This is a genomic window from Anaerobacillus sp. MEB173 (assembly GCF_052119505.1).
GTDB lineage: Bacteria > Bacillota > Bacilli > Bacillales > JBJMAU01 > JBJMAU01.
This window is the reverse complement of record NZ_JBJMAU010000021.1, coordinates 1-24,595: the sequence shown is the minus strand read 5'-3', so window position 1 is coordinate 24,595 and position 24,595 is coordinate 1. Positions and strand designations below refer to the sequence as shown.

At 40.0% G+C, this 24,595-nt stretch carries 21 protein-coding genes and 1 rRNA gene; 4 read left to right on the top strand and 18 right to left on the bottom strand.

What is annotated here, in order from left to right:
• Positions 1 to 9: 9 nt before the first annotated feature.
• Complete coding sequence (locus ACJ2A9_RS21030; protein WP_441423663.1) at positions 10 to 672, bottom strand: GntR family transcriptional regulator; 663 nt, start codon at positions 670 to 672, stop codon at positions 10 to 12.
• Between the two features lie 398 nt (positions 673 to 1,070).
• Between ACJ2A9_RS21030 and ACJ2A9_RS21025 the strand changes: the two genes are divergently transcribed.
• Together ACJ2A9_RS21025 and ACJ2A9_RS21020 are read left to right on the top strand one after the other, a co-directional pair.
• Positions 1,071 to 2,564 (top strand): nitrate/nitrite transporter, encoded by a 1,494-nt coding sequence (locus ACJ2A9_RS21025; protein WP_441423662.1) that lies wholly within the window; start codon positions 1,071 to 1,073, stop codon positions 2,562 to 2,564.
• Positions 2,565 to 3,089: 525 nt separating this feature from the next.
• Positions 3,090 to 4,916 (top strand): S-layer homology domain-containing protein, encoded by a 1,827-nt coding sequence (locus ACJ2A9_RS21020; RefSeq protein WP_441423661.1) that lies wholly within the window; start codon positions 3,090 to 3,092, stop codon positions 4,914 to 4,916.
• A gap of 1,058 nt (positions 4,917 to 5,974) precedes the next feature.
• Here ACJ2A9_RS21020 and ACJ2A9_RS21015 read toward each other — a convergent pair.
• From ACJ2A9_RS21015 to ACJ2A9_RS20945, 15 genes are all read right to left on the bottom strand, one after another.
• Positions 5,975 to 6,232, bottom strand: a complete 258-nt coding sequence (locus ACJ2A9_RS21015) for a hypothetical protein (protein ID WP_441423660.1) — start codon at positions 6,230 to 6,232, stop codon at positions 5,975 to 5,977.
• Positions 6,233 to 6,476: 244 nt separating this feature from the next.
• Positions 6,477 to 8,183 (bottom strand): putative bifunctional diguanylate cyclase/phosphodiesterase, encoded by a 1,707-nt coding sequence (locus tag ACJ2A9_RS21010; protein ID WP_441423659.1) that lies wholly within the window; start codon positions 8,181 to 8,183, stop codon positions 6,477 to 6,479.
• Between the two features lie 185 nt (positions 8,184 to 8,368).
• Complete coding sequence (gene fabZ, locus ACJ2A9_RS21005; RefSeq protein ID WP_441423658.1) at positions 8,369 to 8,803, bottom strand: 3-hydroxyacyl-ACP dehydratase FabZ; 435 nt, start codon at positions 8,801 to 8,803, stop codon at positions 8,369 to 8,371.
• 150 nt (positions 8,804 to 8,953) lie between these two features.
• On the bottom strand, positions 8,954 to 9,268 hold the full coding sequence (locus ACJ2A9_RS21000) for a DNA-directed RNA polymerase subunit beta (protein WP_441423657.1): 315 nt from the start codon (positions 9,266 to 9,268) through the stop codon (positions 8,954 to 8,956).
• A 33-nt stretch (positions 9,269 to 9,301) separates the two neighbouring features.
• Complete coding sequence (locus ACJ2A9_RS20995) at positions 9,302 to 10,138, bottom strand: flagellar hook-basal body protein (protein WP_441423656.1); 837 nt, start codon at positions 10,136 to 10,138, stop codon at positions 9,302 to 9,304.
• Between the two features lie 147 nt (positions 10,139 to 10,285).
• Positions 10,286 to 11,101, bottom strand: coding sequence for a flagellar hook-basal body protein (locus tag ACJ2A9_RS20990; protein ID WP_441423655.1), 816 nt, complete (start codon positions 11,099 to 11,101; stop codon positions 10,286 to 10,288).
• 22 nt (positions 11,102 to 11,123) lie between these two features.
• A complete protein-coding gene (locus ACJ2A9_RS20985) occupies positions 11,124 to 12,128 on the bottom strand; it encodes a rod shape-determining protein (RefSeq protein ID WP_441423654.1) in 1,005 nt (334 codons plus the stop codon).
• Positions 12,129 to 12,364: 236 nt separating this feature from the next.
• A complete protein-coding gene (gene spoIIID / locus ACJ2A9_RS20980; RefSeq protein WP_441423653.1) occupies positions 12,365 to 12,652 on the bottom strand; it encodes a sporulation transcriptional regulator SpoIIID in 288 nt (95 codons plus the stop codon).
• Between the two features lie 505 nt (positions 12,653 to 13,157).
• The gene (locus ACJ2A9_RS20975; protein ID WP_441423652.1) at positions 13,158 to 13,823 is read right to left on the bottom strand and encodes a 3'-5' exonuclease; all 666 of its coding nucleotides are present in this window, start codon (positions 13,821 to 13,823) and stop codon (positions 13,158 to 13,160) included.
• A gap of 354 nt (positions 13,824 to 14,177) precedes the next feature.
• Positions 14,178 to 16,106, bottom strand: coding sequence for a DUF294 nucleotidyltransferase-like domain-containing protein (locus ACJ2A9_RS20970; protein ID WP_441423651.1), 1,929 nt, complete (start codon positions 16,104 to 16,106; stop codon positions 14,178 to 14,180).
• Complete coding sequence (locus tag ACJ2A9_RS20965) at positions 16,087 to 17,742, bottom strand: sodium:solute symporter family protein (RefSeq protein ID WP_441423650.1); 1,656 nt, start codon at positions 17,740 to 17,742, stop codon at positions 16,087 to 16,089. The genes ACJ2A9_RS20970 and ACJ2A9_RS20965 overlap by 20 nt, the downstream gene beginning before the upstream one ends.
• A gap of 69 nt (positions 17,743 to 17,811) precedes the next feature.
• A complete protein-coding gene (locus tag ACJ2A9_RS20960; protein ID WP_441423649.1) occupies positions 17,812 to 18,114 on the bottom strand; it encodes a DUF4212 domain-containing protein in 303 nt (100 codons plus the stop codon).
• Between the two features lie 38 nt (positions 18,115 to 18,152).
• Positions 18,153 to 18,443, bottom strand: a complete 291-nt coding sequence (locus ACJ2A9_RS20955; protein WP_441423648.1) for a hypothetical protein — start codon at positions 18,441 to 18,443, stop codon at positions 18,153 to 18,155.
• A gap of 479 nt (positions 18,444 to 18,922) precedes the next feature.
• Positions 18,923 to 19,711, bottom strand: coding sequence for a LytR/AlgR family response regulator transcription factor (locus ACJ2A9_RS20950; protein WP_441423647.1), 789 nt, complete (start codon positions 19,709 to 19,711; stop codon positions 18,923 to 18,925).
• Complete coding sequence (locus ACJ2A9_RS20945) at positions 19,701 to 21,470, bottom strand: LytS/YhcK type 5TM receptor domain-containing protein (RefSeq protein ID WP_441423646.1); 1,770 nt, start codon at positions 21,468 to 21,470, stop codon at positions 19,701 to 19,703. The genes ACJ2A9_RS20950 and ACJ2A9_RS20945 overlap by 11 nt, the downstream gene beginning before the upstream one ends.
• 290 nt (positions 21,471 to 21,760) lie before the next feature.
• Between ACJ2A9_RS20945 and ACJ2A9_RS20940 the strand changes: the two genes are divergently transcribed.
• Complete coding sequence (locus tag ACJ2A9_RS20940; protein WP_441423645.1) at positions 21,761 to 22,072, top strand: DUF485 domain-containing protein; 312 nt, start codon at positions 21,761 to 21,763, stop codon at positions 22,070 to 22,072.
• On the top strand, positions 22,069 to 23,592 hold the full coding sequence (locus tag ACJ2A9_RS20935; protein WP_441423644.1) for a solute symporter family protein: 1,524 nt from the start codon (positions 22,069 to 22,071) through the stop codon (positions 23,590 to 23,592). Before ACJ2A9_RS20940 ends, ACJ2A9_RS20935 begins: the two co-directional genes overlap by 4 nt.
• Positions 23,593 to 23,723: 131 nt before the next feature.
• Here ACJ2A9_RS20935 and ACJ2A9_RS20930 read toward each other — a convergent pair whose 3' ends face one another.
• Entirely contained in the window at positions 23,724 to 23,900 is a 177-nt protein-coding gene (locus ACJ2A9_RS20930; protein WP_441423643.1) for a hypothetical protein, read from the bottom strand.
• A gap of 502 nt (positions 23,901 to 24,402) precedes the next feature.
• Positions 24,403 to 24,518: ribosomal RNA gene (gene rrf / locus ACJ2A9_RS20925) — 5S ribosomal RNA — on the bottom strand.
• Positions 24,519 to 24,595: the final 77 nt, after the last annotated feature.

Below are 24,595 nucleotides of genomic sequence, written 5' to 3'. Positions count from 1 at the left end.
TATGCACTCCTAACTCTTTACTGTTTTTTCTATAATTGAAAGTAAAACTTTTTGACTGTTTTCAATATGTTCTTCAATCGCTTTCACAGCTTTTTCAACGGATCTTTCTTGTAATGCTTGTAAAATTGCTTCGTGTTCTTCGAGCGTTTCAGCTACCCGTTCTTTATTTTCAACAGCACGGATACCCAGACGGATAATCTGATCACTTAAATAATCAAGAAAATTGATCAGTCGATTATTATTTGTAAGTTTAGCAAGATACATATGGAACTCGCGGTCTTCATTGATAAATGCAACACGATCGACACTTTGTAATGCCTTCATTTTTTCATGAATGACTACTAGATCTTCGACATGTTTATCTTCAATTTTTTCAGTAACAAGCTCAACGACATATCTTTCGTTCGCATAACGGCACTGAAAAACTTCGATGACATCTTGCAGTTCGATATCCTTAACGATAACACCCTTCCAAGGAATCGTTTCAACCCAACCCTCATACTCTAACTTCTTCAGCGCTTCTCTAACGGGTGTTCGACTAACTCCTAACTCCTCTGCAATTCCACGCTCTTGTAAAAAGTCACCAGGATTAATCTTCCCACTTATAACTGCCTCTTTAAGCTCTTTATAAACTTGATCAGTGTATGAAATAAATTTACCAATCTTTCGCAAAACTAAATTCAATCCCCTCGAGTAAAATTATAAGTAAGTGATATTTGGTGCACGGTATGTGATATGTGGTGTGAGGTATGTGGTATACCAGTTAAGATATATTAAGAATAAAACATATCTTTAAAAAAGTCAAACTATTGTGTTAGATTTCCTGACTGATTTTCTCCCAATGTTCGGTGACACAATGTTCGGTGACAGTCACCAAAGAAAGACATTTGCGTTGAAAATGTCCACGGGCGGTGTCTGTCACCAAATTTCACCAATTGCCACTCATATTTTCTTAAAAATTGCACATAGTTAACTAGAGAATATTTTTGTATTAGTTACAATAATCTGGTCATATATGTTATTTTTGTATAGGGATTTTTTATAAGATTACATAGTAAAGGGGGTATTCAATGAATGTGACGAAGATCCAGTTGCCGTTACAAACACTGAGTCTTGTAGCGGGGTTTATGGTATGGGTCATTCTTTCCTCCCTTATGCCGTATATCCTTGAAGATATTCCAATGACGGCTAGTCAGATTGCTTGGGTAACGGCGGTTCCGGTTATTCTCGGATCATTGCTGAGGATTCCACTCGGTTATTGGACAAATCGGTTCGGTGCACGGCGTATTTTTTCGTTAAGCTTTGTTATTTTGCTGTTTCCTGTTTACTATATCAGCATCGCCACAACATTTACCGATTTACTCGTTGGCGGGTTATTTCTTGGGCTTAGCGGGGCTATTTTTTCCGTTGGTGTTACGGCCCTTCCGAAATATTATCCACAAAGTAAACTAGGAATGATCAACGGGATTTATGCCCTTGGGAATCTTGGAACAGCGATCACGGCCTTTCTGGCACCCGTACTCGCCAATCGCCTCGGCTGGTCAGGGGCAGTACAACTAAGCTTGTTCCTGGTTGCTCTGTTTGCCCTCCTCAATTTTTTCTTAGGTGATAAGCAAGAACGTAAGGTGACAACACCACTCGTTGATCAAATAAAAAGTGTCTATCGCAATCATAAATTATGGTTACTCAGTGCTTTTTATTTCATTACATTTGGTTCATTTGTAGCATTTACCGTTTATCTGCCGAATTTTTTAGTCAATCATTTTGGCTTAAACACCGTTGATGCCGGGTTACGAACAGCCGGGTTTATTTTGTTGGCTACCTTAATTCGGCCGCTCGGAGGCTGGCTTTCTGACAAGTTCAATGCGTACATTATTTTAATGTTTGTCTTTTTTGGAATGACGATTGCCGCAGTGCTTTTAGCGTTTATGCCGAACCTGACATTATATACGATCGGCTGCCTAACGATTGCGCTTTGTGCGGGTGTTGGGAACGGTGCTATTTTTAAATTGGTACCGATGTATTTTTCAAAGCAAGCAGGTGTCGTGAACGGAATTGTTGCTGCAACAGGGGGATTAGGCGGCTTCTTTCCTCCACTCATGCTAACGTTTCTCCATAATTTAACCGGGCATTATGCGATTGGGTTTATGGCGTTGTCACAGGTGGCACTAGCAAGCTTGATTCTTGTTGTATGGATGTACTACCAAGAAAAGCTCAGCTTAGCAGATAGGGTCATCGAAACAACAAAAGAAGCTGTGATGGTTACCGATAAGACTGGGACGATCACGATGGTAAATCCAGCATTTACATTATTGACAGGCTATGAAGCGAGTGATGCCCTTGGGAAAACACCAAGTATACTAAAGTCAGGCAAGATGGACCCGGATTTCTATGATTCGATGTGGAAAGTTTTGCAGAAAAAGGGATTTTGGCAAGGTGAAATTTGGAATAAGAAAAAGAACGGTGAGATTTATTTAGAATGGCTGACCATTAGCCCTCTGAAAAATGATGAAGGGGATATCGATGGCTACGTTGGCATGTTTTCAGATATTACGAAGGCATAGGTGGGCAATGTTTGAGCTGGTTGAGCGCGAGGGTGTTCGCCGTCAGCATTGTTGCCTGCCAAACCTTTGAATTTGGCAGTTTGGCGATTTGGCGGACATATAGTACGCTATTTTCCGGAAAAGGCCTGTTTTGAATGGCCAAGCGGACATATAGTACGCTATTTGACGTAAATCAGCCCAATAACTCCTCTAATTCCCTCAATAACGGAACGTATGTCCGTCAAACACCAAAAACGGTATTATTTCATGCAAATAAAGGATCTGTTGTCCGCGAGAACACCAACACTGGGTCTCACAGACAACTGATCTCTTATTTCGTTACTAGTGGTCCACACTCCAGTCCTTATCCTCACAATAATCCCATCCCCAATAAATCTAGTCATAACCTTTCACAGCACCATCCATTTGTAAGCATATATAAAAATAGCACGAGCGGTACCAGTCACTAGAAAACTCATCCCATAATGTTACAGCAAAAACGTCCTTTCTATATGTTACAATGGCTGTTGGGAAAGGAGCTGTATAATGAAGAAAATCTTTTTCACCATGTTGTTATTATTTATATCCTTGTTCATCACTTCACAAGCCTTAGCTGCAAATACCTTTTACTATTCAAAAAGTGAAATTCAAGACTTTTTATATGATAGTGAGAATAACCAGCTTGTTGCTGTTGCAAAGAATCATTTGATTTTTATTGATCCTGAAGATTTATCATTAAAGCATGAAATCAATCTTCATACCGATACAAAATGGAATGATTTTGTCATTGATCATGGAGATGTCTATGTAGCGATCCATGGCAATCAAATTTTACAAGTTGATTTAAACACATATGAGCAAAAAGGCATCCATCAATTACAGGAAGATGTGATTGAATTTGATGTTGTAGGTACAAAAATTTACTATTTAAATAGTCAGGGTGACTCTCTTAAAAGAGATGAAAGAATTCGAGTTTTTGACCGAACATCACAAACCGATCAGGTGTTATTTTCTCTAGGAGGCTATACGTACGATTTAATCATTGATGATTCCACTAATGTGATGTATATCCAAATGGAAGAAAAGAATGATACGTTTATCCAATCATTCAATTTAAATGATTCCAGTTTGATTAGTACATCTGATTCGTATCGATTAGAGCAAAACTTATCTCATCTTGATGATACGTTCCTTTATACTTCAAGAGGAAAATATGACAAAAACGACTTAATGAATATCACCTATCATAGTGATGATGACCGTTTTCTCTATTATTCAAACATCGTACCGTTAGATGAGAACACTTATTTCAAAATTGAAAATCACGGATTAGTAAAATATGTTTTCAATGGATCAGAATTTGTTATTGAAAAAGAAGCTCCTGTTCAGACCTATACAGACATTCAGCCATTAGACAATTATTTGTTAACTGATATTGACGGCCATTGGGCTTATGAAAACTTAGATCAATTTGTTAGTGCTAATCTTTTAGTAGGTTATGAAAATGCTGATGGTTCATTTAGTGCAAAACCAAATCGAACAATCACTCGTGCTGAATTTGTTGCATTACTAGTAAGGGGATTAGCGCTTAATACCGAAGAAATCGATGAGGAATTTAGTGATGTCAGCTCAAAAGATTGGTTTTATGAGCCGATCCGAATTGCAAGCGCCCTGGACATTGCAAATGGATTTGATGGTAATGAATTTAGACCTAAGAAGGAAATTACACGTGCTGAAATTGCCGCAATGATTTCTCGCTCATTTTCAAATACTATTTTATTTACTGGAAACGAGAAGCCATTTAAGGATGTTGCAGGCCACTGGGCAATCGAACCGATAACCAATACAAGCAAAGCTGGAATCATTGGAGGGTATCCTGATGGCAAGTTTGGTCCGGATAACAATGCTACACGTGCAGAAGCCATTTCCATGCTGACACGAGCATTAAATAAACAGTACACAGTGCTCCCTTATGATCATGAACTAACAAATGTTGTGATCAAAGAGCATATCCAAACAGAGCAATATTTGAACCATACAGATTATGAAACGGTAGCCAGTATTATTGAAACTACGACAACAGGTTATTATAAAACATCTGCTGTGTATTCATTGGGGACTTTTGCCGGACTAGCACAAGAAGGCATTCAGTTTAAGATGAACTCACAAGGAATCTTTGCTGAAGTCGTATCCAAAAGCAATTCATTTGCTGTTGTTAAAGTCGTTAATCCAAACCCTTACACTCAGTTTATGATAACTAACCTTGATGGTAAAATGGAGTACATTAATGAAGATTTAAGCGGTCTGTATTATTTAAAGAGATCAAGTGATTCAAATGATTGGAAAATTTATAATGTGATCTATAACAACTAATTTGTATCAACAAATTTGACTACTTCTTCTAAAAAAAGAAGTGGTCATTTTTTTCGCTTATCTTCCCGCATGTTCCCACTCCTAAAATATCATTTACTTAAAATCCTTCAAAATTTCACATAACCATAAGTTTGCAAAAGTATATACTTATAGTAAGGAAGAACATTAGATTCTTCCATTGTCGTTGTCCCAAATCCTTATATGAAAGGGGCGTAATAATATGAAAAGTTGGATTCATAAAGTATACGGAGCTACCAAGCACTATACAATGTGGGATTTTAGTTTGTTAAAAATTTGCCTGCTATCGTTGGGAATTTTATTTGGGGTGTATTTCTCACAATTTTTCGGATCATCTCTCGCTATCTTGTGGGCGATTTTCCTCGTTTCGTATTGCGTTATTATGTATAAAACCTTTGTGAAATATCTCCTTAAAAGGTGACTGTCACCGCAAAAAGACAATACCACCGCATTTGTACTGTGCGGTGGTCATTTTTTCACCAGAGCAATCCTCAAACCAGTGAGGAATTTCCTCTCCCCCACCATCAATCCTCCCCATGTAACGACACACGTTCACTGGACTCATTCACGTTTTTCATCAGCAATTCCAGTTTTTTCGCGCTTTGTTCCCATTCTTCTAAGTAAAGGATCGATTGCTTAAGTTCTCCTTCATCCCTTTTACATATCTTTTTGCTAGATTTTTATAATGAATAATATAATCAACGAACGTTAAAATGGTGCTCTTATTCCAGTAATTCCATTCAACTCTTCCTCGAGCAATAATGCTCTAGTTTCTTAAACGTATACAACCAATTTTCAACCGACATTCCGGCATGCTTTTTGAAATCAATAAAAGGTTGACCTAATGAACTAATCTCCATTTAAGTCAACCTCTTGCCGAAATAAAAGGTGACTAATAAAAGGTGACTGACACCGCAAATGGACATTTCTACCGTATATGTCCACGAGCGGTGTCAGTCACCAAAAAAAGACACTAAAAAAGAAAAAGCATTGCCAGAGTGCGGACACTCGGGCAATGCTTTCTTCATATATATTGTCTATTAGTTAGTTTGCTCTTCTTCTGCTTCTTCTTCTTCAGCTGGCTCTTCTACTTCTTCAGCTTCGTCAGCTGGTGCTTCTTCTTCAGCCGGCTCTTCTACTTCTTCAGCTTCGTCAGCTGGTGCTTCTTCTACTTCTTGAACGTCCTCAACTGGAGTTTCTTCTACTTCTTGCTCATCTACTTCTGCATCCCCACATGCTGCTAAAACTCCTACTGCTAATAATGCTGAAGCTGCTGTTAATAATACTTTCTTTTTCATTTTGTATTTCCCCCTAATTTTTGAAAGTTTGCTAACAACTTGCTTGCTAGCTCGAGATTAATATTAGCAAGCCCAAGGGAAACTGTCTACGAAATCAGATGGTTTTCTAAACTCTTTCACACTTTCACACAATTTAGTTATTTTTTACCGTATAGCGTACAAATAGCCATTCCACAGGTATTATTCCATACTTTTCGCCTAAAAAAAAGCGCCGCTAGCCTTTTACTAGTACGACGCCACCACTCTATCTATTCAAACAGCTATGCATCTCTTCCTCAAAAAACTGCTCCTTTGTCACTGGGCGACTAAAATGATAGCCTTGAGCATGATCACAGCCTTCTTCTTTTAAAAACCGCAGCTGTTCCCTTGTCTCGACCCCTTCACAAATAACAGAAAATCCAAGACTGTGTGCTAATCGGATGATGAACTTGATGATTTCAGCATCATCATCGTCACCATCACTAAATTGAATGAATGAACGATCAATTTTTAGACAATCAATCGGAAAACGCTTTAACTGACTTAACGACGAATAGCCTGTCCCAAAATCATCAAGGGCAATGCTTACTCCCAGTGATTTTAATTGCTTTAATTTTTCAATGGCCTGATCAACATTTTTAATCGCCATATTTTCCGTAATTTCAAGTGAAAGGCAAGCAGGATCAATCCCTGTCGTCTTTAACAGTTCTTCTACCTGGTTAACGAAATGATAATGATCAAACTGCTTTTGAGAAATGTTCACTGACAACTGTAGTCCGGCAAGACCTTTACTGTGCCATTCCTTCTGCTGCAAACACGCCGTTTTCATCACCCAATTATCAATGGCTACAATGAGGCCCGTCTCTTCCGCTAACGATAAAAAATCGCCCGGTGGTACTAAACCTTGCGTCGGGTGGTTCCAACGGACCAACGCCTCAACTCCAGACGTACCAAGTTCCTTAACATCAACCTGTTTCTGGTAATATACTTCTAACTGATTAAGTTCAATTGCACGTCGCAAATCCGTTTCGAGCTGCATACGCTCAAGCATATCTGCATCCATTTCTTCATTAAAGATCGTATAGTTATTGCGCCCTTCATCTTTGGAACGATACAAGGCACGATCGGCATTTTTCAGTAATGTGTTCGCATTTCTGCCATGTTCCGGATAAAAGCTTGCACCAATACTAACCGTTGTAAAAAACTCCCTCTCATCACTTTGGATTGGCCTGCGCAATGATTCAAAAAGTTCCTCAATTTTATCAGCTACTTCCTGTTTACTCGCAATATTTGGCAACATCACAACAAACTCGTCACCGCCAAATCGGGCGACGACACCATCTTCTCCAATCACCATTTGAAACCGTTTTGCAATCGCCTGAAGCAGCCGATCACCAACATGATGACCGAGTGTATCATTGACGACCTTGAACCGGTCGAGATCAATGAACAAAACCGCAAGCTTCTCCCCCTGCTTTTCGGCTTTTTCCAGACCTTTATTTAAGTGTTGTTCAAGTAACACCCGATTTGGCAACTCTGTTAATGTATCATGAAAAGCTAAATGTGTGATCGACGCTGACGCCTTCTTCCGCTCAGTGATGTCGCGAATAATTCCAATATAGTATGAATCTAGAGCACGCACTTTTTTTATATGTGTAATCGTAGCAAACGAATAATAGATTTCACCATTTTTCCGACGGTTAATTAACTCACCCGTCCATGTACCTTCACGGTGAATCGTCCCCCACATATCTTCAAATCGGCTTTGCGGTGTTTTCCCAGATTGCAGGAATTTGGGATTCTTAAACTGCATCTCTTCAAAATCATAACCTGTTATTTCTTCAAACGCAGGATTCGCTAAAATAATCCTTACCGCATAATCAGTAATAACGAGACCGTCCCTCATTTGATTAAATAACTTCCAAACATTCTCCTTATCATTGGCAAATTGTTCAAACGCTTCCTTTTTCATTTTACCTGCATCCCTCTACCCAATGTTTTGTGATCATTTTGCTTCGATTAAACTCCCTATTATTGTATCAGTCGAAAAACCTGCATTACATATAATATATTGTCAATTATTCAACACTGATTCAAATTATTCTATATTTATAAAAAAAGCCAATCCAAATCTCTTTGGATTGACTTTATGTATGTTTAGTTTTCCTTATCTCCTAACGCGAACATCAATTCAGTCTCTGCAACAACTTTACCGTCAACTGTTGCAACACCTTTTCCTTTACCAATTGAACCGCGAAGACGTGTAATTTCAACTTCAAGACGAAGCTGATCACCTGGCTTCACTTGTCCTTTAAAACGACATCCATCAATCCCGGCAAAGAACGCCAGACGACCTTTGTTTTCTTCCTTACTAAGCATCGCCACTGCCCCCACTTGAGCAAGAGCTTCAATAATAAGTACCCCAGGCATTACCGGATAATCCGGAAAATGTCCATTAAAGTACTCTTCATTTGCAGAAACATTCTTCAGCCCAACCGCACGCTGACCTTCCTCCATCTCCAAAATCCGATCCACTAACAAAAACGGATAACGATGCGGAATAATCTCCTTAATCTGTTCAATATTTAACAAGATGAAAACCTCCTTTTATTAGTTTAGAGTTTAGAGTGGAGAGTTTAGAGTTATGTATGTATAACTTCGAAGCTTTTTTAAAACACTTCGAAGTAATGGCTTGCTAAGATTTTAACTCTAAACTCTAAACTCTAAACTCTAAATTCGCTTTTAGTTTTTCTCCGTTCCTTCTGTCACTATATTAACGATGTGCTGCCAGGTTTCTACTTTCAGGGCGTCGGCGGGATGGCCGTCACCAATGATTCCGTAGCCAACAACGAGGCCTGCAACTAAACTGGCGGCAGCTAGAAAAATAATGATGATGAGACGAAGCCAAATCGGGATTAATCGAATTCGCCCCTTACGCTGTTTGCGAATTCTTTTTCGCCTTTCTCTTCTATTTTCATTATGAGGCTCTTGCTTTTGTTTCTCTTCTTTTTGCTCGGCCTTTTTGTTTTTTTCTCGCTTCTCCAATTCGTCACTCATGAAACTACTCCCCAATTGTTCACTTAGTTTGGCTTAACGAATTCCGTTGATAAGCCCCATCATTTGATCTGATAGATTGATTGCTTTTGCATTAAATTGATATGATCTTTGTGCGACAAGGAGATCGCTCATTTCCTTCGCTAGATCGACATTTGATCCTTCAAGAGCACCTTGCGTCATTCGGACTGCAGCCGGATTAACAATTTCTATTACGTCAGCCTGGTTAATATCCAGCTCAGCAAGGTTAGGCAGCGCAAAGCGGTTATCACCCATTTGCTGTAACAATTGCGGTCGATGTACCGTTGCAATCTCAATTGTATCGATAACTTGGCTCGTGCCATTTGCCATTTGTGCAACTACTTGTCCATTTTGATTAATGATAATCTCACTGTAATTTGCTGGTATAGTGATCGGACCATTATTTCCTAGTAAATAATGTCCTTCACTCGTTACAACATTAAGAAGATCAGGATTGGTACTGCTTGGTGTTAAATAAAAAGCGCCATCTCTCGTTAATTGGTTTGAGACAACATTACCATTACTCACTTGGATTTGAAAAAACTGCCCTTTATCGTTCAAAGCCAAGTCCAAAGCACGCCCAGTCGTTTGAACCGCGCCTTGATCCATCCGTATATTCGTCTGAGCCACTTTCGCTCCAGAGCCTACACGAATTCCATTTGGTGTTTGACGGTTGATTTCATGATAAGGCTGCGGCTGATTGTTCACCTGCTGAAAAAGCAAATCCGAAAACTGTGAGTCACGCCGCTTATAACCCGTCGTACTGCTGTTAGCCATATTATTTGATATCGTATCAATCTTCTTCTGCAATTGCCCCATCGTAGACGAAGCCGTTAACATGGATAAGTTCACGTTTCATAAACCCCTTTTTAGTTTAGAGTGTAGAGTTTATAGTGTAGAGTTGGTGCAGGTTTTTACAAGAAGTCTTTTAGTTAAAACCTTCGAAGCCTTTCACTCGAGGGTTTTAACTCTAAACTCTACACTCTTAACTCTAAACTATTACCCTATTCTCCCTACCTCATTAACCGCTTTTTCCAGGCTGCGGTCGTAGGCTTGGAGGACTTTTTGGTTGGCTTCGAATGCTCTGAAGGCGGTCATCATGTCGGTCATTGTGTCGTTAAGATCGACATTTGAGCGTTCGATGAAGCCTTGCTTTAGTTGATACGTAATATTCGGATTGCCGATCGCTGTAGGAAGAGCTTGTCCACCTTCAAGTCGGAATAAACCGCTTCCTTCCTTCACAAGGTTGGTTGGATCCTCAGCAAAGACAACATTCAGCTGACCTGCAACTCCTTGTGCGGTTGTAATCAATCCAAGTTCATTAACACTGAAATCTTCACTGCCAACTGCAATTCGTTGACCATTTTGGCCAAGTACATAATGTCCATCATTCGTAACAAGCATCCCTTGGCCGTCAATGGTAAAGTTACCATTTCGCGTATAGCGAGTCTCACCATTTTCAGCTTGTATCGCATAGAGCAGCATCCCTTGCTGCCCTTCATCATTAATTGGAACGAGTCCTTGCAATAGAGCGATGTCAGTACGATTCCCTGTCTCCTGCATGTCTCCTTGCAGAAACTTCGGAATCGCCTCTTGCATATACACCCCTGTGCTTAAACTGCCGATAGGATTTGAACCCGGAAGCTTCTTGGCATTGCTCATTTCATTAATGAGCATATTAGGAAATGAGCGTAATGTAGTTTGATCAGCTTTGAAGCCCGGTGTGTTGGCATTAGCCAGGTTATTCGTCAACATTTCTTGTCGTCGCTGTTGTGAAATCATCCCCGCAGCAGACGTGTATAAGCCTCGTAACATCGTTTTCCTCCATTAATGTTTCTTATATTTTCACCTTACGTCTCGAGATTCTATCGAGATTTTCCAGCATGATTCCTGTTCCTTTGGCTACACAGTGCATCGGCTCTTCAGCAATGAGAACCGGCACTTTCAATTCCTCAGCTAAAAGAAGATCGATTCCGTGTAATAATGCGCCTCCACCAGTTAAAATAACACCTCGGTCAATAATATCTGCCGACAGCTCAGGCGGTGTGCGTTCAAGTACGCTTTTTGAAGCTTGTACAATGCCGGAAACCGACTCTGCAAGCGCTTCTTGTATCTCTTTTGAGTATACGGTAATGGTACGTGGAAGTCCACTGACCAAGTCACGTCCACGAATGTCAATTTCTTCATGCCGAGCATCTGGAAATACTGTTCCTACTTCCATTTTGATATTCTCTGCTGTCCGTTCCCCGATCAAGAGCTTATATTCTTTTTTGATATATTGCAGGATATCCTGGTCAAACTTGTCCCCTGCCACTTTAATTGAAGAGGCGGTGACGATATCGCCCATTGAAAGCACAGCAACATCTGTTGTCCCACCGCCTATGTCTACGACCATGTTACCGCTTGGCTGAAAAATATCCATACCTGCTCCGATTGCTGCTACTTTCGGTTCTTCCTCTAAGAACACGTTCTTTCCGCCGCTTTTTTCAGCAGCCTCACGAATTGCTTTTTGTTCAACTGATGTAATATTTGTTGGACAGCAAATCAAAATCCGTGGCTTAGTTAAAAAGCCTTTTACATTGATCTTTGCTAAAAAGTGTTTTAACATAGATTCAGTAATATCAAAATCTGCAATGACTCCATCCTTCATCGGACGTAACGCAACAATATTTCCAGGTGTTCGGCCTACCATCCGAAAGGCTTCCTCACCAACTGCTAATACTTTTCCTGTGTTCGTATCAATGGCTACGACAGAGGGTTCGTCTAACACAATGCCCCTACCCTTCACATGAATAAGTACATTTGCTGTACCAAGATCTATTCCTATATCCCTACCAAACATCTTTAAATCCTCCCTGTTAAGCATGATCCGTTTCTTCGTCGGTCTATATGATAAATGTTAAATTACGTATTATCTTCTGTTGTTTGGCAATTAGTTATTATCAATATGATGTAATTAAGCTATCTTTGTTGGGAAATCATGTTGAGTAACTATTCTTTTCACTCATATTGTTAATTTCTACTCCAATGAACTATTTTATCACATTTTGTAATAACAGGGATTCAATTTTTTAAAATTTAAGGTTGCGTTTCCACTATTTTTGTTGCATCTTTTTGCGAACCATTTTTATACTTAACCTTCGTCGCCTCACCACCTCGCAAATGTCGGATTGATTTATGATATTCAAGGATTTCCTTTACTTGGTTGGCTAACTCTTGGTTAATTTCAGGCAATCGTTCTGTAAGATCTTTATGGACGGTGCTTTTAGAAACGCCGAACTCCTTTGCAATCGTTCGAACGGTTTTCCTTGTTTCCACGATATACCTGCCAATCTTGATGGTTCGCTCTTTGATGTAATCGTGCACACCACTCGCCTCCCTAATTTCGTTAATGTGTTGTTTATGATTTGTAACAGTTTATTAACGAAAAGAGGCATATATACCAAAAAGTCAAGAGGGACAAGGAAATATTTTTTATTTTTTCGAATTTTCCCACTATAACAGACTGAAACAGCGTGTCGAGGAGTGAAATCTAGTTTTTTCTATTAAGTAGTGGTCCACTTTTAGATGGCCAGCTATGACTGTATATCCGCTGAGCAAATCACGGACTTAGTTTCCGGATAAAAAATCTACGGGGACACAAGAGCCCTTATTTGACCACATATGGACTACTTTTTGAGTTTAGCGGACATGAGTGCACTTATTCAGCTCAATGAAAGGCAACTCTATGTAAAAAAGTTACAATAAGGTCTCCTGTGTCCGCATACACCATTAAAATGGTGATTTCCATCAAAATAACGTCTCTGGTGGCCGCTCAGCTACCTAACCACCCAAAAAAAAGAAACGCATTGTTATTACAATACGTTTCTCTCTAAAATGATAATACTCTTGTACGGTTTTCAGTATCTAAAATTTCAATCAGTTCACCTAATGTATTTTTACCTCTGTCTTTAGTGTGTTTAAGTAATTCACAAAAAAGATGGGCAGTCGTTAACGCATCACCAAGGGCACGGTGACGGTCATATATCCGTGTTCCAAATGCGCACGCATACTTCTCAAGATCCCTCATATCCCACGATGGATTTAAATAACCGATGAGGTCAAGAGTGTCAAAATAGAGTGGTTGCTCAAATGTGTACTTCTCCCGTTGCAGCTCTCGTTTAATCACCATAACATCAAAGCTTAAATAATGTCCTACCCACCCGCAGCTTCCGGTATCTTCTATAAATTGAAAGAAGTTTTCGATTGCTTCCAATGCAGAAGGGGCACCATCTACATCGTGCTGTTCGATACCTGTTAATTCGGTAATGTTAGCCGGAATATCACGATACGGATTCACAAACGTTTGAAAAGTTGTCTCTGTCACTTCAAGCTGACTCACATGAACCGCTCCAATTTCAATGACACGATCTTTCCCGCCAATCGCAAATCCCGTTGTTTCCGTATCAAAAACAGTAAAGGACAGTTCCTCAATTGGCGTCGACAACGGCGGTTGAACATCTAATTGATAATGTAAACGCTTACGTTTCCAGAACAAAGAAATCACTTCCTTTTAGGAAATTTAGAATGTAGAATTTAGAATTAGTTTTTAGTTTAGGGTTTAGAGTTTAGAGTGTAGAGTTTAGAGTTGAAACCTTTGAGGGTAATTGCTTCGTAGATCTTCCCCAAAGGGTTGATTTATTTGATTTTTTAAAAGAGTCAGGCACTTTATTATACAATAAGCTTCGACACTTACGAAAGAAAACCTTCTATAAAAGTTAAGAGTGTAGAGTTTAGAATTTAGAGTTAAAATCTTTGAGGATACTAGCTTCGTAGATCTTCCCAAAAGACTTCATAGAACAACCCACATCAACTCTAAACTCTACACTCTTAACTCTAAACTGCTTCTCCACTACATTGCAAACACAGCGAGCACTTGATTCTGCAAGGTTTTGATGATTTTCAGGGCGCGAATGAGTTGTTCTTTTTCCCGGGATTTCAAGTGGGTAAATTTAATTTTTGAGCTCCCTTTTTCATTGCGCTTGAACTTTGCCCATGTTTGATTCACACGGATGCCAAGGACGACTTCATAGGCGAAACGTAGGTCGTCGGCTTGTGCTTCGGTAAAGACTTTTTTCGAAACAAGGCGGTCTATTTTTTGTAATGGTGTTCCTTCAAAGATGCCGTTTTGAATCGCCAGCAGCTGGATGCAGTGGTGCAGTGGAAAGAGGGCGTTCTTTTTGATATCAATTGAATCTTTTTCTAAGCGGAACAGGGCACGAATCGGATGATCAAGCGATGGCACCGGGTGATCTTTTTCCATTTGGGCCATTCGGTAAAAGAAAATTCGGGCCTTGGAAAGTTGTCCTTTGATCATTTCTATAAATTGATCATGCAGTGATGGGTCTCCATATAAAAAACGGTAAGAATAAAAATTATGGCCTAATAACACATTTTCATTTGTTGCTCTTAGACTCCATCCACGAATACGATCACGCCATTTTGTTAGTGAGCCACGCCATACGTCTTCATTCGACATGTTCTTTCCGATACATTGTACATAGCCAGCTTTTTCTAATTGATTCACAATTTCCTGACCTAATAAAGCAAAGTAGTCATTCGCCACTTGCTGATCCTGCTCAGAGTCACAGTCTTGATACACTAAGAAATGATCCTGATCTGTTAATAAAAACTGTTCGCCCCGGCCGCCGCTGCCCATTTGGTACCAGCAAAACGCAACGGGTGGTTCTCCCTTGCCTTGAGCCTTTAATGAGGCAATCGCTAAATCGACGCAATGCTTCACAAGACGATCATACAGCTTCGTAATGACTTCCAACGTATGAATTGTTGGAACCTCATCATGAATGAGCGTCGACAATACTTCATAGATTGCATTTTTTACCGACGGAAGATTTTCATAGGTCGATTCTTCAATCGTTTGCAGCACTTGCATCATGCCACGGTTCTTTTTGCGAAGGAGATGTGATAGCGTCACAACTCCAACAACACGTTCCCCATTGAGTACAGGCAAGTGCTTAACACCATTCATTAATAAGGTAGAAAGTGCTTCATAATAGTAGGCATCTCGTTGAATCGTAATCGGGTTTTCCGTCATGATTTCTGATGCCGGACGATCAAGCGGACGGTTCTTCGAGACAACGCGGGCCACCAAGTCTTTTTCCGTAATGATTCCGGCAAGCGTCTCCTTGTTCATCACGATAACTGAGCTGATTGCCTTTGAAACCATCAGACTAGCTACTTCGTGAATCGGGTCCGTCACTTGAACGGAAATCACAGGTGATGTCATCACATCTTGAATGCGTTGAATAAATGCGTCACTTTCTCCCCACTGATTAGCAAGTTGAACCTGTTCTGCCAAAGACGCATAAATATCCTTCAAGCGAACGGCAACTTGACGGAGAACAAAGTCTCGTACATCATCAATGTGCCATCTCTCTTCAAGGACTGTGTAAGGGATGTGCAAACAATCCGTATTATCTACGGCTTGCACTTCAACTGTGTAGTTGTAATTATGATTTGTCGGTTCACCTAAGAAGTCAGCCAAACTGGAGAATCCAATGATATCACCAGTTTGGAGAATTTCCAGGACTTCTTGGGATTGATGAATATTGTCCCCGGCAATGAGGACCTCTGCCATCCCATCAAGGATGAGCAGAAGACCTTCACGCGGAGTCTTTGAATATAGTACCTTTTCGGATTTTTCATAGTGTCGTAGTGTGCAGTGTTCCATTAATTGTGCGAATTCTTGGCTGGTTGTTCCTCGAAACAGAGGATGCTTGCTTATTTGTTCATAAAACTCACTATTTTCCTGATGCCTCATCCATCCATACCTCGCCATCTTTATAAGTCATTTGCTCTGGATAGCGTAGATCCATAACCTCATCTTGTAAATGTTGAGGCGGTGCAGCAGTTGCTTTCGATACGAGGTACATTACTAGTAAGTTAACCGGAACCCCAAATACACCTGCAGCAGTGTCTAGCAATCCAAAGATCGTTATTCCTTGCTTAGCTAAGATGATATACGTAAGTGTAACACCTAAGCCTGATAACATCCCTGCAATTGCACCTTGGGCGTTCGCTCGTTTCCACCAAACTCCTAGAACAAGAACTGGTAAGAATGTACCTGCAGCTAGTGAGAAGGCCCATGCAACGATTTGCGTAATAACTCCTGGCGGGTCAAGTGCGACAATCCCTGCAGCAAGCGTTGATAATACGATTGCCCAACGTCCTGCAGCTAAACGCTTCTTATCACTTGCATTTGGATTCACGAGACGATAGTAAATGTCATGAGCAAATGACGAAGAAATTGTAATTAGTAATCCACCAGCCGTTGATAATGCCGCCGCCATCGCTCCAGCAGCAACGAGACCAACAACAAATACTCCAAGATTTGCAATTTCAGGTGTCGCCATAACGACAATGTCATTACTAATTATAATCTCTTGCCATTGTAGAATTCCATCCCCATTTGTGTCAGCTACTTGTAATTTTCCTGTATCTACCCATGTTTTTGTCCAAGCTGGCAGACCTGCAATTGATTGCCCTGCTACTTGTGTCATAAGAATGAAACGAGAAAATGCTGCATAGGCTGGAGCTGAAAGGTATAGTAATGCGATAAATACGATCGCCCACGCACCACTCCAACGAGCTGCCTTCATCGTTGATACTGTGAAGAAACGTACAACTACGTGCGGTAATGCTGCTGTTCCTAACATTAAACAGAACATTAACCCTAACATTTGAGCTTTATTTTCTGTTGGTGCAAAATACTCTGTTAAACCTAATTCACGGTCAAGTGCACCGAGTTCACTAACAATTGTTCCATAAGAAAGCCATGGTAATGGATTTCCTGTTACTTGAAGTGACATAAAGACGATTGGAATAATATAAGCAACGATTAAGATCATATATTGAGCAACCTGAGTCCAAGTTACCCCTTTCATTCCACCTAATGTTGCATAGATCGCAATAATGACAACCCCGATCATTGTTCCATACATCGCATCAATTTGCAGGATACGTCCGATTACTACCCCAGATCCTGATAATTGTCCGATAATGTACGTAAAACTGATAATAATTGTCCCGATTGCAGCAATTAGTCTTGCTTTGTGACTGCCAAAACGGTCACCGATAAATTCTGGAACTGTAAATCTGCCGTATTTACGTAATTGTGGAGCGAGTAAGAATGTGAGTAGGAGGTAACCACCTGTCCAACCCATAATATACGCTAATCCACCATATCCCATGATCATAACCGTACCGGCCATACCGATGAATGATGCAGCACTCATCCAGTCCCCGCCGATTGCCATACCGTTCCATAATGGTGGTACGCCACGGCTGGCTACATAAAAGTCAGAAGTTTGTTTTGCCCGACAAAAAATTGCAATACCGATATAAAGTCCGAAAGTCGCTAAGATAAGAGATAAAGACACGATTGATTGCTGATCCATTATATCCCCCCTAAAGAAGCTCCATTGCTTTTTTATTTTTTATAATTTTTATTGAATTTCTTACTATGATTAGTGGTCTAATGTATTTCCTGCACCGATTCGAACGCTCGCTTCATCGTCAATACCGAAGTCTTTGTCGATCTTATCACTGATCGCCGCATTAGCAACTAACATCGCGATAAAGACAAGAATCGCACCTTGAGCACCCATGTAGTAGTGGAATGGCATTCCTAAAAACGTAAACTGTGAAAAGAATTCCTGGAACATTACGACTCCGAATGATGCAAGAAAACCAATGGCCAGGTAGATGAACATATTCCGTGTACGTTTGCGAAAATACGCATCAGCAATACTCTTATCGATTTTTTTCATTTGTGTACCTCCTTTTGGATTCGTTTTTGTAAATCATGTCAGCCTTGCTTATGTATCTCAGAAGACTTACATGATCGGCAAACAATAAGTGGTGATTTCTTGGCTGCTATTCTTCCGTTGAAATGCAGAACGAATGGAATTAAGAAGAAAAATGCTAGATGTACAGTAAACATAAAGATGATCGCTACAAGTACTGGCAACGTTGATAGAAAGAAATTATACTGCGTTTCACTTATCACCCTCACATCTTCACTCTGGCAATGTTTGCATTGAGGCTGCTCTTGTTGGGCTACGGCTGAAATCGCGGCATTTCGATTTCGATTATTCATTAATTTCGTATCCTCCTCCTAACGTTTTCAGTATTCATTCGATATTTTGTAGGCGATTACCTGCAGTATATTCTAAATATTCTGTTTTTTGTAAAAATTCGCACAAAACGTCCGTAGTTGTGTTTGAATGGTCAAAATGAGTTACTTAAATGGCCACAAGGAAGGTCCTATGGACTTTCTGACAGTATGAACCGTACAAAGCTTAAGCGCGATAACATCTATATCGTTTTTTTGCGGACACCAGTGCTCTTATTCCTACTCTTATCCTCACTTTTTGTTTTTCGCGGCCACCACAATCCTTATTCTCATTTTTTTCACCGTTATTTTCTTTATTTTCCCTAATTAAGGGCTCTCGTGGCCGCTTCCCCCTCCATTTCTTGCTTTTTTGCCTATTTAACAGCTCATATGGCCGGCTAGCCAACTACCTTCAAGATAGAAAAAACGACTACCATTTGATAGTCGTTTCAACTTACATATGTTTACTCTTTCCCTTGCAAGATCTTCATCAAATCTTTCGCAGCGGCTCGGCTGACGGGGATTTTTGTTTTTGGATGATCTTTTAGTACTAAATTATAAGTCCGGTTAAACCAAGGCTGAATTTCTTCGATCACATCGAGATTCACCAAATAACTGCGGTGTGACCGGAAGAAATGATACGGCGCGAGCTTTTCTTCAAGCTCCTGTAATGTAAACTTTGACTCATATTCATTATCCTTCGTAAAAATACGAACGACCCGCTCATCTCGCATCACATAATAGATGGAAGCAGGATTGACAACCGACACTCGATTGCCGTCGTCTAATAGCAGTTTTGAAATTTTTGGCGATTGCTCTTTGTTTTTTGCAGTGGTCAGTTTTTCACTTTTTTCCTTCTCATTTGCCGAAGCTGGACGATCGAGACGCTGTAACTCTTTTCGAACCCGTGAAAGAGCCTCCTCTAGACGCTCCTCAGTATATGGCTTCAATAAGTAATCGACGGCATTCAGTCCAAAGGCATCGACCGCATATTGATCGTAGGCTGTTGTGAATACGATCAACGGTGAACTTTCTCGCTCCCGGAGCTTTTTCGCTGCGTCAATCCCTGCTAACTCAGGCATTTCTATATCCAAAAAGACGACATCCGGTTGATATTCCTCGACTTTTTCCAATAGCTCTCTCCCATTGATAACACTCGGACATAGCTCAATATCTGTATATTCGCTAAAAATAAACTCCAGCTCTTCTCTAGCTAACTTCTCATCTTCGGCAATCATTACTTTAATGCTCAATGTAATCACCCTCTTCTAAAGAACTAACATTAGGGATAACAAAGGAGATGCGTGTTCCCCCTTCATTTTTGTTACGAATTTTTAATGCTGATTTACTTCCTAACAATGTTGTTAGGCGCTGATTAACATTATAGACACCAACACCATTGCCTTTTTTCTGCTGCAATGGGATGATTCCTAAATAATCAAGGAGGTTTTCATCGACTCCTGACCCATTATCTTCTATTGATAAATACACTTCATTTTCAAGCTGTCGAATTTTGATGCCGATGACTCCTCCTGTTGCTGTGTTTTTTAAGCCGTGCTGTATACAATTTTCGACGAGTGGCTGAATTGTCGAAGGTGGAATGAATGCTTCTTTTAAGTCTTCATCAATGTCGATTTCGACATGCAGTTGATCTGAAAAACGGACATCGACAATTTTTAAATAGGAAAGAATATGATTGATTTCCTGTGTCAGTGAAATGAGCGGCTTCGATAATATTTTTAAATTTGCACGCATAAATTGCGCCAGCTCAATCGTTACATTTTTCGCCACTGCCGGCTGAACACGAATTAACGAAACAATCGTATTTAATGTATTAAAGAGAAAGTGCGGATTGATTTGAGCCTGCAATGTCCTGAGCTCAGCCTCTTTCATCAGCTTGCTCATTCTCTCGGCTTCAGCAAGGCTTAGCTGATTGGAAATTAACTTTCCTAATCCCTGTGCCAAAGCAACATCCGCACTCGTAATTTGCTGAGGCCGTTTGTAATAAAGCTTAATGAGTCCAGCAACCTGACCCGACTGACTAAACGGAACAACAATCGCTGCTCCAAGCGGACAATTCTTCTCTGAGCATTGCAGCTGTTCATGATCAGTATAAATTTCAACTTTCCCGCTCGCCAATGCCGTAAAAAAACTTTTCGTCAAAATCCGCTCACCGATCAAATGATGGTCAGAACCACTTCCGACATGTGCTAATATTTGCTTTGCATCGGTGACGGCGACCGCGGTCGGCTTTAACTCATCCATTAAAAGCTGTGCAGTCGTCCTTGCAGTCTCAAAATTTAATCCTTGCTTTAAATGCGGCAGTATTTGTTCAGCGATCGTTAACGTTCGTCTTGTTTCCAGTGCTTGAGCCTGCTCCTTCTCTGAGAGGGCAACGCGAATCATTAATGTAAAAATCGAGATCGCCACACTGTTACTGATGACCATTGGAATGCCAACAAGATTGACAAACTCAACTGACACGTGTGCAGGAGTAGTAAAGGCCAGTACAAAGCACATCGCCATAATACTCGCAAACATGCCGATAAAGAGCGATTTCGCCGGTGTAATGACCCGCTCTTTTGAAAAAAACCTCGCAAAAAAGCCAGCAAACACACCGATAAAGGGTGCTGCAACAGCATAAGAAACGGCAGTCATCCCGCCATTAATCGCAAAATGAATCCCAGCAATCACACCAGCTCCAAGGCCAACGATCGGCCCGCCTAATAATCCCCCCATCACAAGACCGACAATGCCTGTATGAGCGAGTCCAGCTGATTCACCTACAATAGGAATCAATAGCGTTCGGATAAATTCACCATCCTCGATCACAAACCCAGCCAAGGCTCCTGTAATACTGAACATCCCAAAGATGATTGAATAGTAGATAGCAATTTTCCAGTTCATTTCTCGATCCAATAGATTTTTAAAAGAAGGAATTCTCGTAAAGATAAATGCTAATAGCAAAAAGATCCCCATTCTTTCAAACAGAGCAATGGTGATGTGATCCACTATGCCTTACTCCCCTCTACAAAAAAAGGAACTTTATTTTTGGGTAATTACTTTGATTAATTTAGAATTGTTTGCTTATTCATGTGGACCTTGTGGAAAATGCTTCGTAGAATTTCCCACGCAAAAGTCCTATTAATTCTAAATTCTACATTATAAATTCTAAACTCGCCTTTGGTTATAGTTTACCATATTTTCTACAATTAGTACCAAAATTCGAAATATTTACTCAATGTACATCTTATGATATTATAAGGCTAACTACGTGGGCTTAAATTGGGGGTGCGCCTGCCTTGTCTCGGAAAATAGTAATCTATGATTCAACTACATTTAAACGCTTCGTGAGTAAGAAACGGACCTACATCTTGATTCTTACTCTCTTTTTCTTTTTGTATTATATTTCATTACCGGTACTGACGACATTTTTCCCAAATATAATGAATCACACCATCATTGGTGGTCTTCCATTTGCTTGGTTCTATGCACTCTCTCAATTTTTTGCGATTTGGTTGATTTGCTTTCTCTATTATAGAAAGGCCAAATCATTTGACGAAACTGTCGAACAATTAAAAAATGAATCGGTAAATCGAGGGAATTATTTATGACGATTACGACCTTTATCTTCTTTTTGGCAATTATTGTTGGAACATTGTTAATTACATACTGGGCTGCAAAACAGACGACCTCTACCACCCATTATTATACTGCCGGCGGACAATTGTCTGGCTATCAAAATGGCTTGGCGATCGCTGGTGATTATATGAGTGCCGCCTCATTTTTAGGTGTATCAGGAGCTTTTGCACTCTATGGCTTTGATGGCTTTTTTTATACGATTGGTTTCCTTGTTTCTTATTTGGTATTACTTCTCTTCATCGCTGAACCGATGCGTAATCTCGGGGAATTCACGATGGGTGATGTTATTGCTGCACGTTTTCCGGCAAAAAAAACAAGACTGTGCACAGCGATTAGCACACAGTTTATTTCGATATTGTATATGGTTGCCCAGCTTGTAGCAGCAGGCTCTCTTATCAAATTATTACTTGGGGTAGATTACGAGATTGCCGTGATCGTAGTCGGGGCACTAATGACGTTATACGTTGTTTTTGGAGGAATGATGGCAACATCGTGGATTCAAATTGTAAAAACCATGCTGTTGCTGACGGGTGTTCTGATGGTTTGTTTAATTGTACTGTCACGATTTAATTTTAATGTTTTTCAGTTCATTGAGGCCGTTCGCTTTTCGGAGCCATTTCGGGAAGGCTTTTTGTACCCGGGAAATCTCTTTAAAAATCCCGTTGATACAATATCGCTGCAAATGTCATTACTATTAGGTGCAGCCGGCTTGCCGCATATTCTCATCCGATTCTTAACAGTCAAGGATGCCATTACTGTAAGAACGTCAGTCATATCGGCCATTGGTGTGATCGGTATCTTCTATATTATGACGATTATCCTTGGCTTTGGCGCTTTATTATTTGTCGGATGGGAATATCTTAAGCTCGTTGATGAATCCGGGAACATGTCAGCACCCCTTCTTGCCTTTAGCCTTGGCGGTGATTTCTTGATGGCATTTATTTCAGCAATTGCCTTTGCAACCATTCTCGCTGTCGTTTCAGGCATTATCATATGTGCCTCAGCCTCATTTGCTCATGACTTTTACCGGCATGTACTCTGTAACGGCAAAGCATCCGAGCGGGCACAAATGGAAATTGCAAAACTTGCCGCTGCCGGTGTCGGGTGTATCTCTATTTTGTTCGCCCTGTTGGTTCAGCATCTCAATGTCGCAGCTATTGTATCGTTGATTTTTGCATTTTCAGCATCAGTCCACTTTCCGCTCATCTTCCTTTCACTCTACTGGAAAGGGCTTACAGCCATCGGCGCAATTGCAGGAATGATTACAGGCTTTCTCTCATCAACGATACTCGTTATTATCAGTCCAAACATGATGGGCGTATTTTTTGGAGAAAGTCCACTATTTCCATTGTACAACCCAGGAATCATTAGTATCCCACTCAGCTTCCTTGTTGCGATGATTACCTCGTACATAACTGCCTCTAAGCAGGATCAAGAACGGTTTGAAAGAGTATTTGTCCAAGGACAGACGGGGATTGAACAGAAGCTTTAAAATGTAGAATTTAAAATTTTGAATTTAGAATTAAGGGCTAGTTTAGAATTTAGAGTTTAGAGTTAAGGGATTTTAATAGAAAAAGGATTAGGTGCTGTTTGGCACTTAATCCTTTTTTGTTGATTTTTTTATTAACGAAGGCTGAAAATGAATTTTACGGTTTCAAAGAATCCCATCGGTACCATGGCAATTTGAACGATTAAATAGACAAATATTGTCGCAAACGGAACAGTTAACAAAATCGGTTTCCTCATCTTTAACGTGAAAAAGAGACTTAGAACAGTAATTGCTAGGAATAAATAGATCATTTCGAAAACCTCCAATTTAGTTTAGAGTGTAGATTTTATAGTTTAGAGTTAAAACCTTTAATTGAAAAGGCTTTGAAGAGCTTGTAATAACATTCCTTGATTAGATTTTCTACAACTCTACACTCTAAACTCTAAATTCTACACTAAGAGTTTTATTGTTATTTTCATCCAATCGGAAAAAATTATGCATATTAATTATCGTCTATTATTGTTATTATTTCAAATTTTCTGATTATTAGTCAAGGGGAAAAAGGTAAAACAATGTAGAATTTAGAATTTAATTATTTAGGATACAAATAGGTGTTACGCTTTTACACAGCTGTTGAAATACTTCGTTATGTATGTGCAATAGTCTATAACATAAAGGGTGCCACTATCATTGCTATCTGCTGATAAGCCCTCGACCATAGAGAATAACCTCTGACTAATAGTTGGAAGGTGCTCCTCTATTCAGTCGAACTAAAGCAAAAAAAAATAAGACTAATGATTAGTCTTATTTTTAGCCTGGCAACGTCCTACTCTCACAGGGGGAAACCCCCAACTACCATCGGCGCTGAAGAGCTTAACTGTCGTGTTCGACATGGGAACGAGTGTGACCTCTTCGCTATCGCCACCAGACTCTATGAAGGTTATTCCTTCAAAACTAGATAACATATTGAGTTTCTTGAGAATGAATTCATTCTACTTTTTATTTC

What these genes read in the sequence shown, in the direction of transcription:
- ACJ2A9_RS21025 (WP_441423662.1), top strand. Translation starts at nt 1,071, where the DNA reads ATGAATGTGACGAAGATCCAGTTGCCGTTACAAACACTGAGTCTTGTA.
- ACJ2A9_RS21020 (WP_441423661.1), top strand. Translation starts at nt 3,090, where the DNA reads ATGAAGAAAATCTTTTTCACCATGTTGTTATTATTTATATCCTTGTTC.
- ACJ2A9_RS21015 (WP_441423660.1), bottom strand. Translation starts at nt 6,232, where the DNA reads ATGAAAAAGAAAGTATTATTAACAGCAGCTTCAGCATTATTAGCAGTA.
- ACJ2A9_RS21010 (WP_441423659.1), bottom strand. Translation starts at nt 8,183, where the DNA reads ATGAAAAAGGAAGCGTTTGAACAATTTGCCAATGATAAGGAGAATGTT.
- ACJ2A9_RS21000 (WP_441423657.1), bottom strand. Translation starts at nt 9,268, where the DNA reads ATGAGTGACGAATTGGAGAAGCGAGAAAAAAACAAAAAGGCCGAGCAA.
- ACJ2A9_RS20990 (WP_441423655.1), bottom strand. Translation starts at nt 11,101, where the DNA reads ATGTTACGAGGCTTATACACGTCTGCTGCGGGGATGATTTCACAACAG.
- ACJ2A9_RS20985 (WP_441423654.1), bottom strand. Translation starts at nt 12,128, where the DNA reads ATGTTTGGTAGGGATATAGGAATAGATCTTGGTACAGCAAATGTACTT.
- ACJ2A9_RS20970 (WP_441423651.1), bottom strand. Translation starts at nt 16,106, where the DNA reads ATGAGGCATCAGGAAAATAGTGAGTTTTATGAACAAATAAGCAAGCAT.
- ACJ2A9_RS20965 (WP_441423650.1), bottom strand. Translation starts at nt 17,742, where the DNA reads ATGGATCAGCAATCAATCGTGTCTTTATCTCTTATCTTAGCGACTTTC.
- ACJ2A9_RS20960 (WP_441423649.1), bottom strand. Translation starts at nt 18,114, where the DNA reads ATGAAAAAAATCGATAAGAGTATTGCTGATGCGTATTTTCGCAAACGT.
- ACJ2A9_RS20955 (WP_441423648.1), bottom strand. Translation starts at nt 18,443, where the DNA reads ATGAATAATCGAAATCGAAATGCCGCGATTTCAGCCGTAGCCCAACAA.
- ACJ2A9_RS20935 (WP_441423644.1), top strand. Translation starts at nt 22,069, where the DNA reads ATGACGATTACGACCTTTATCTTCTTTTTGGCAATTATTGTTGGAACA.
- ACJ2A9_RS20930 (WP_441423643.1), bottom strand. Translation starts at nt 23,900, where the DNA reads ATGATCTATTTATTCCTAGCAATTACTGTTCTAAGTCTCTTTTTCACG.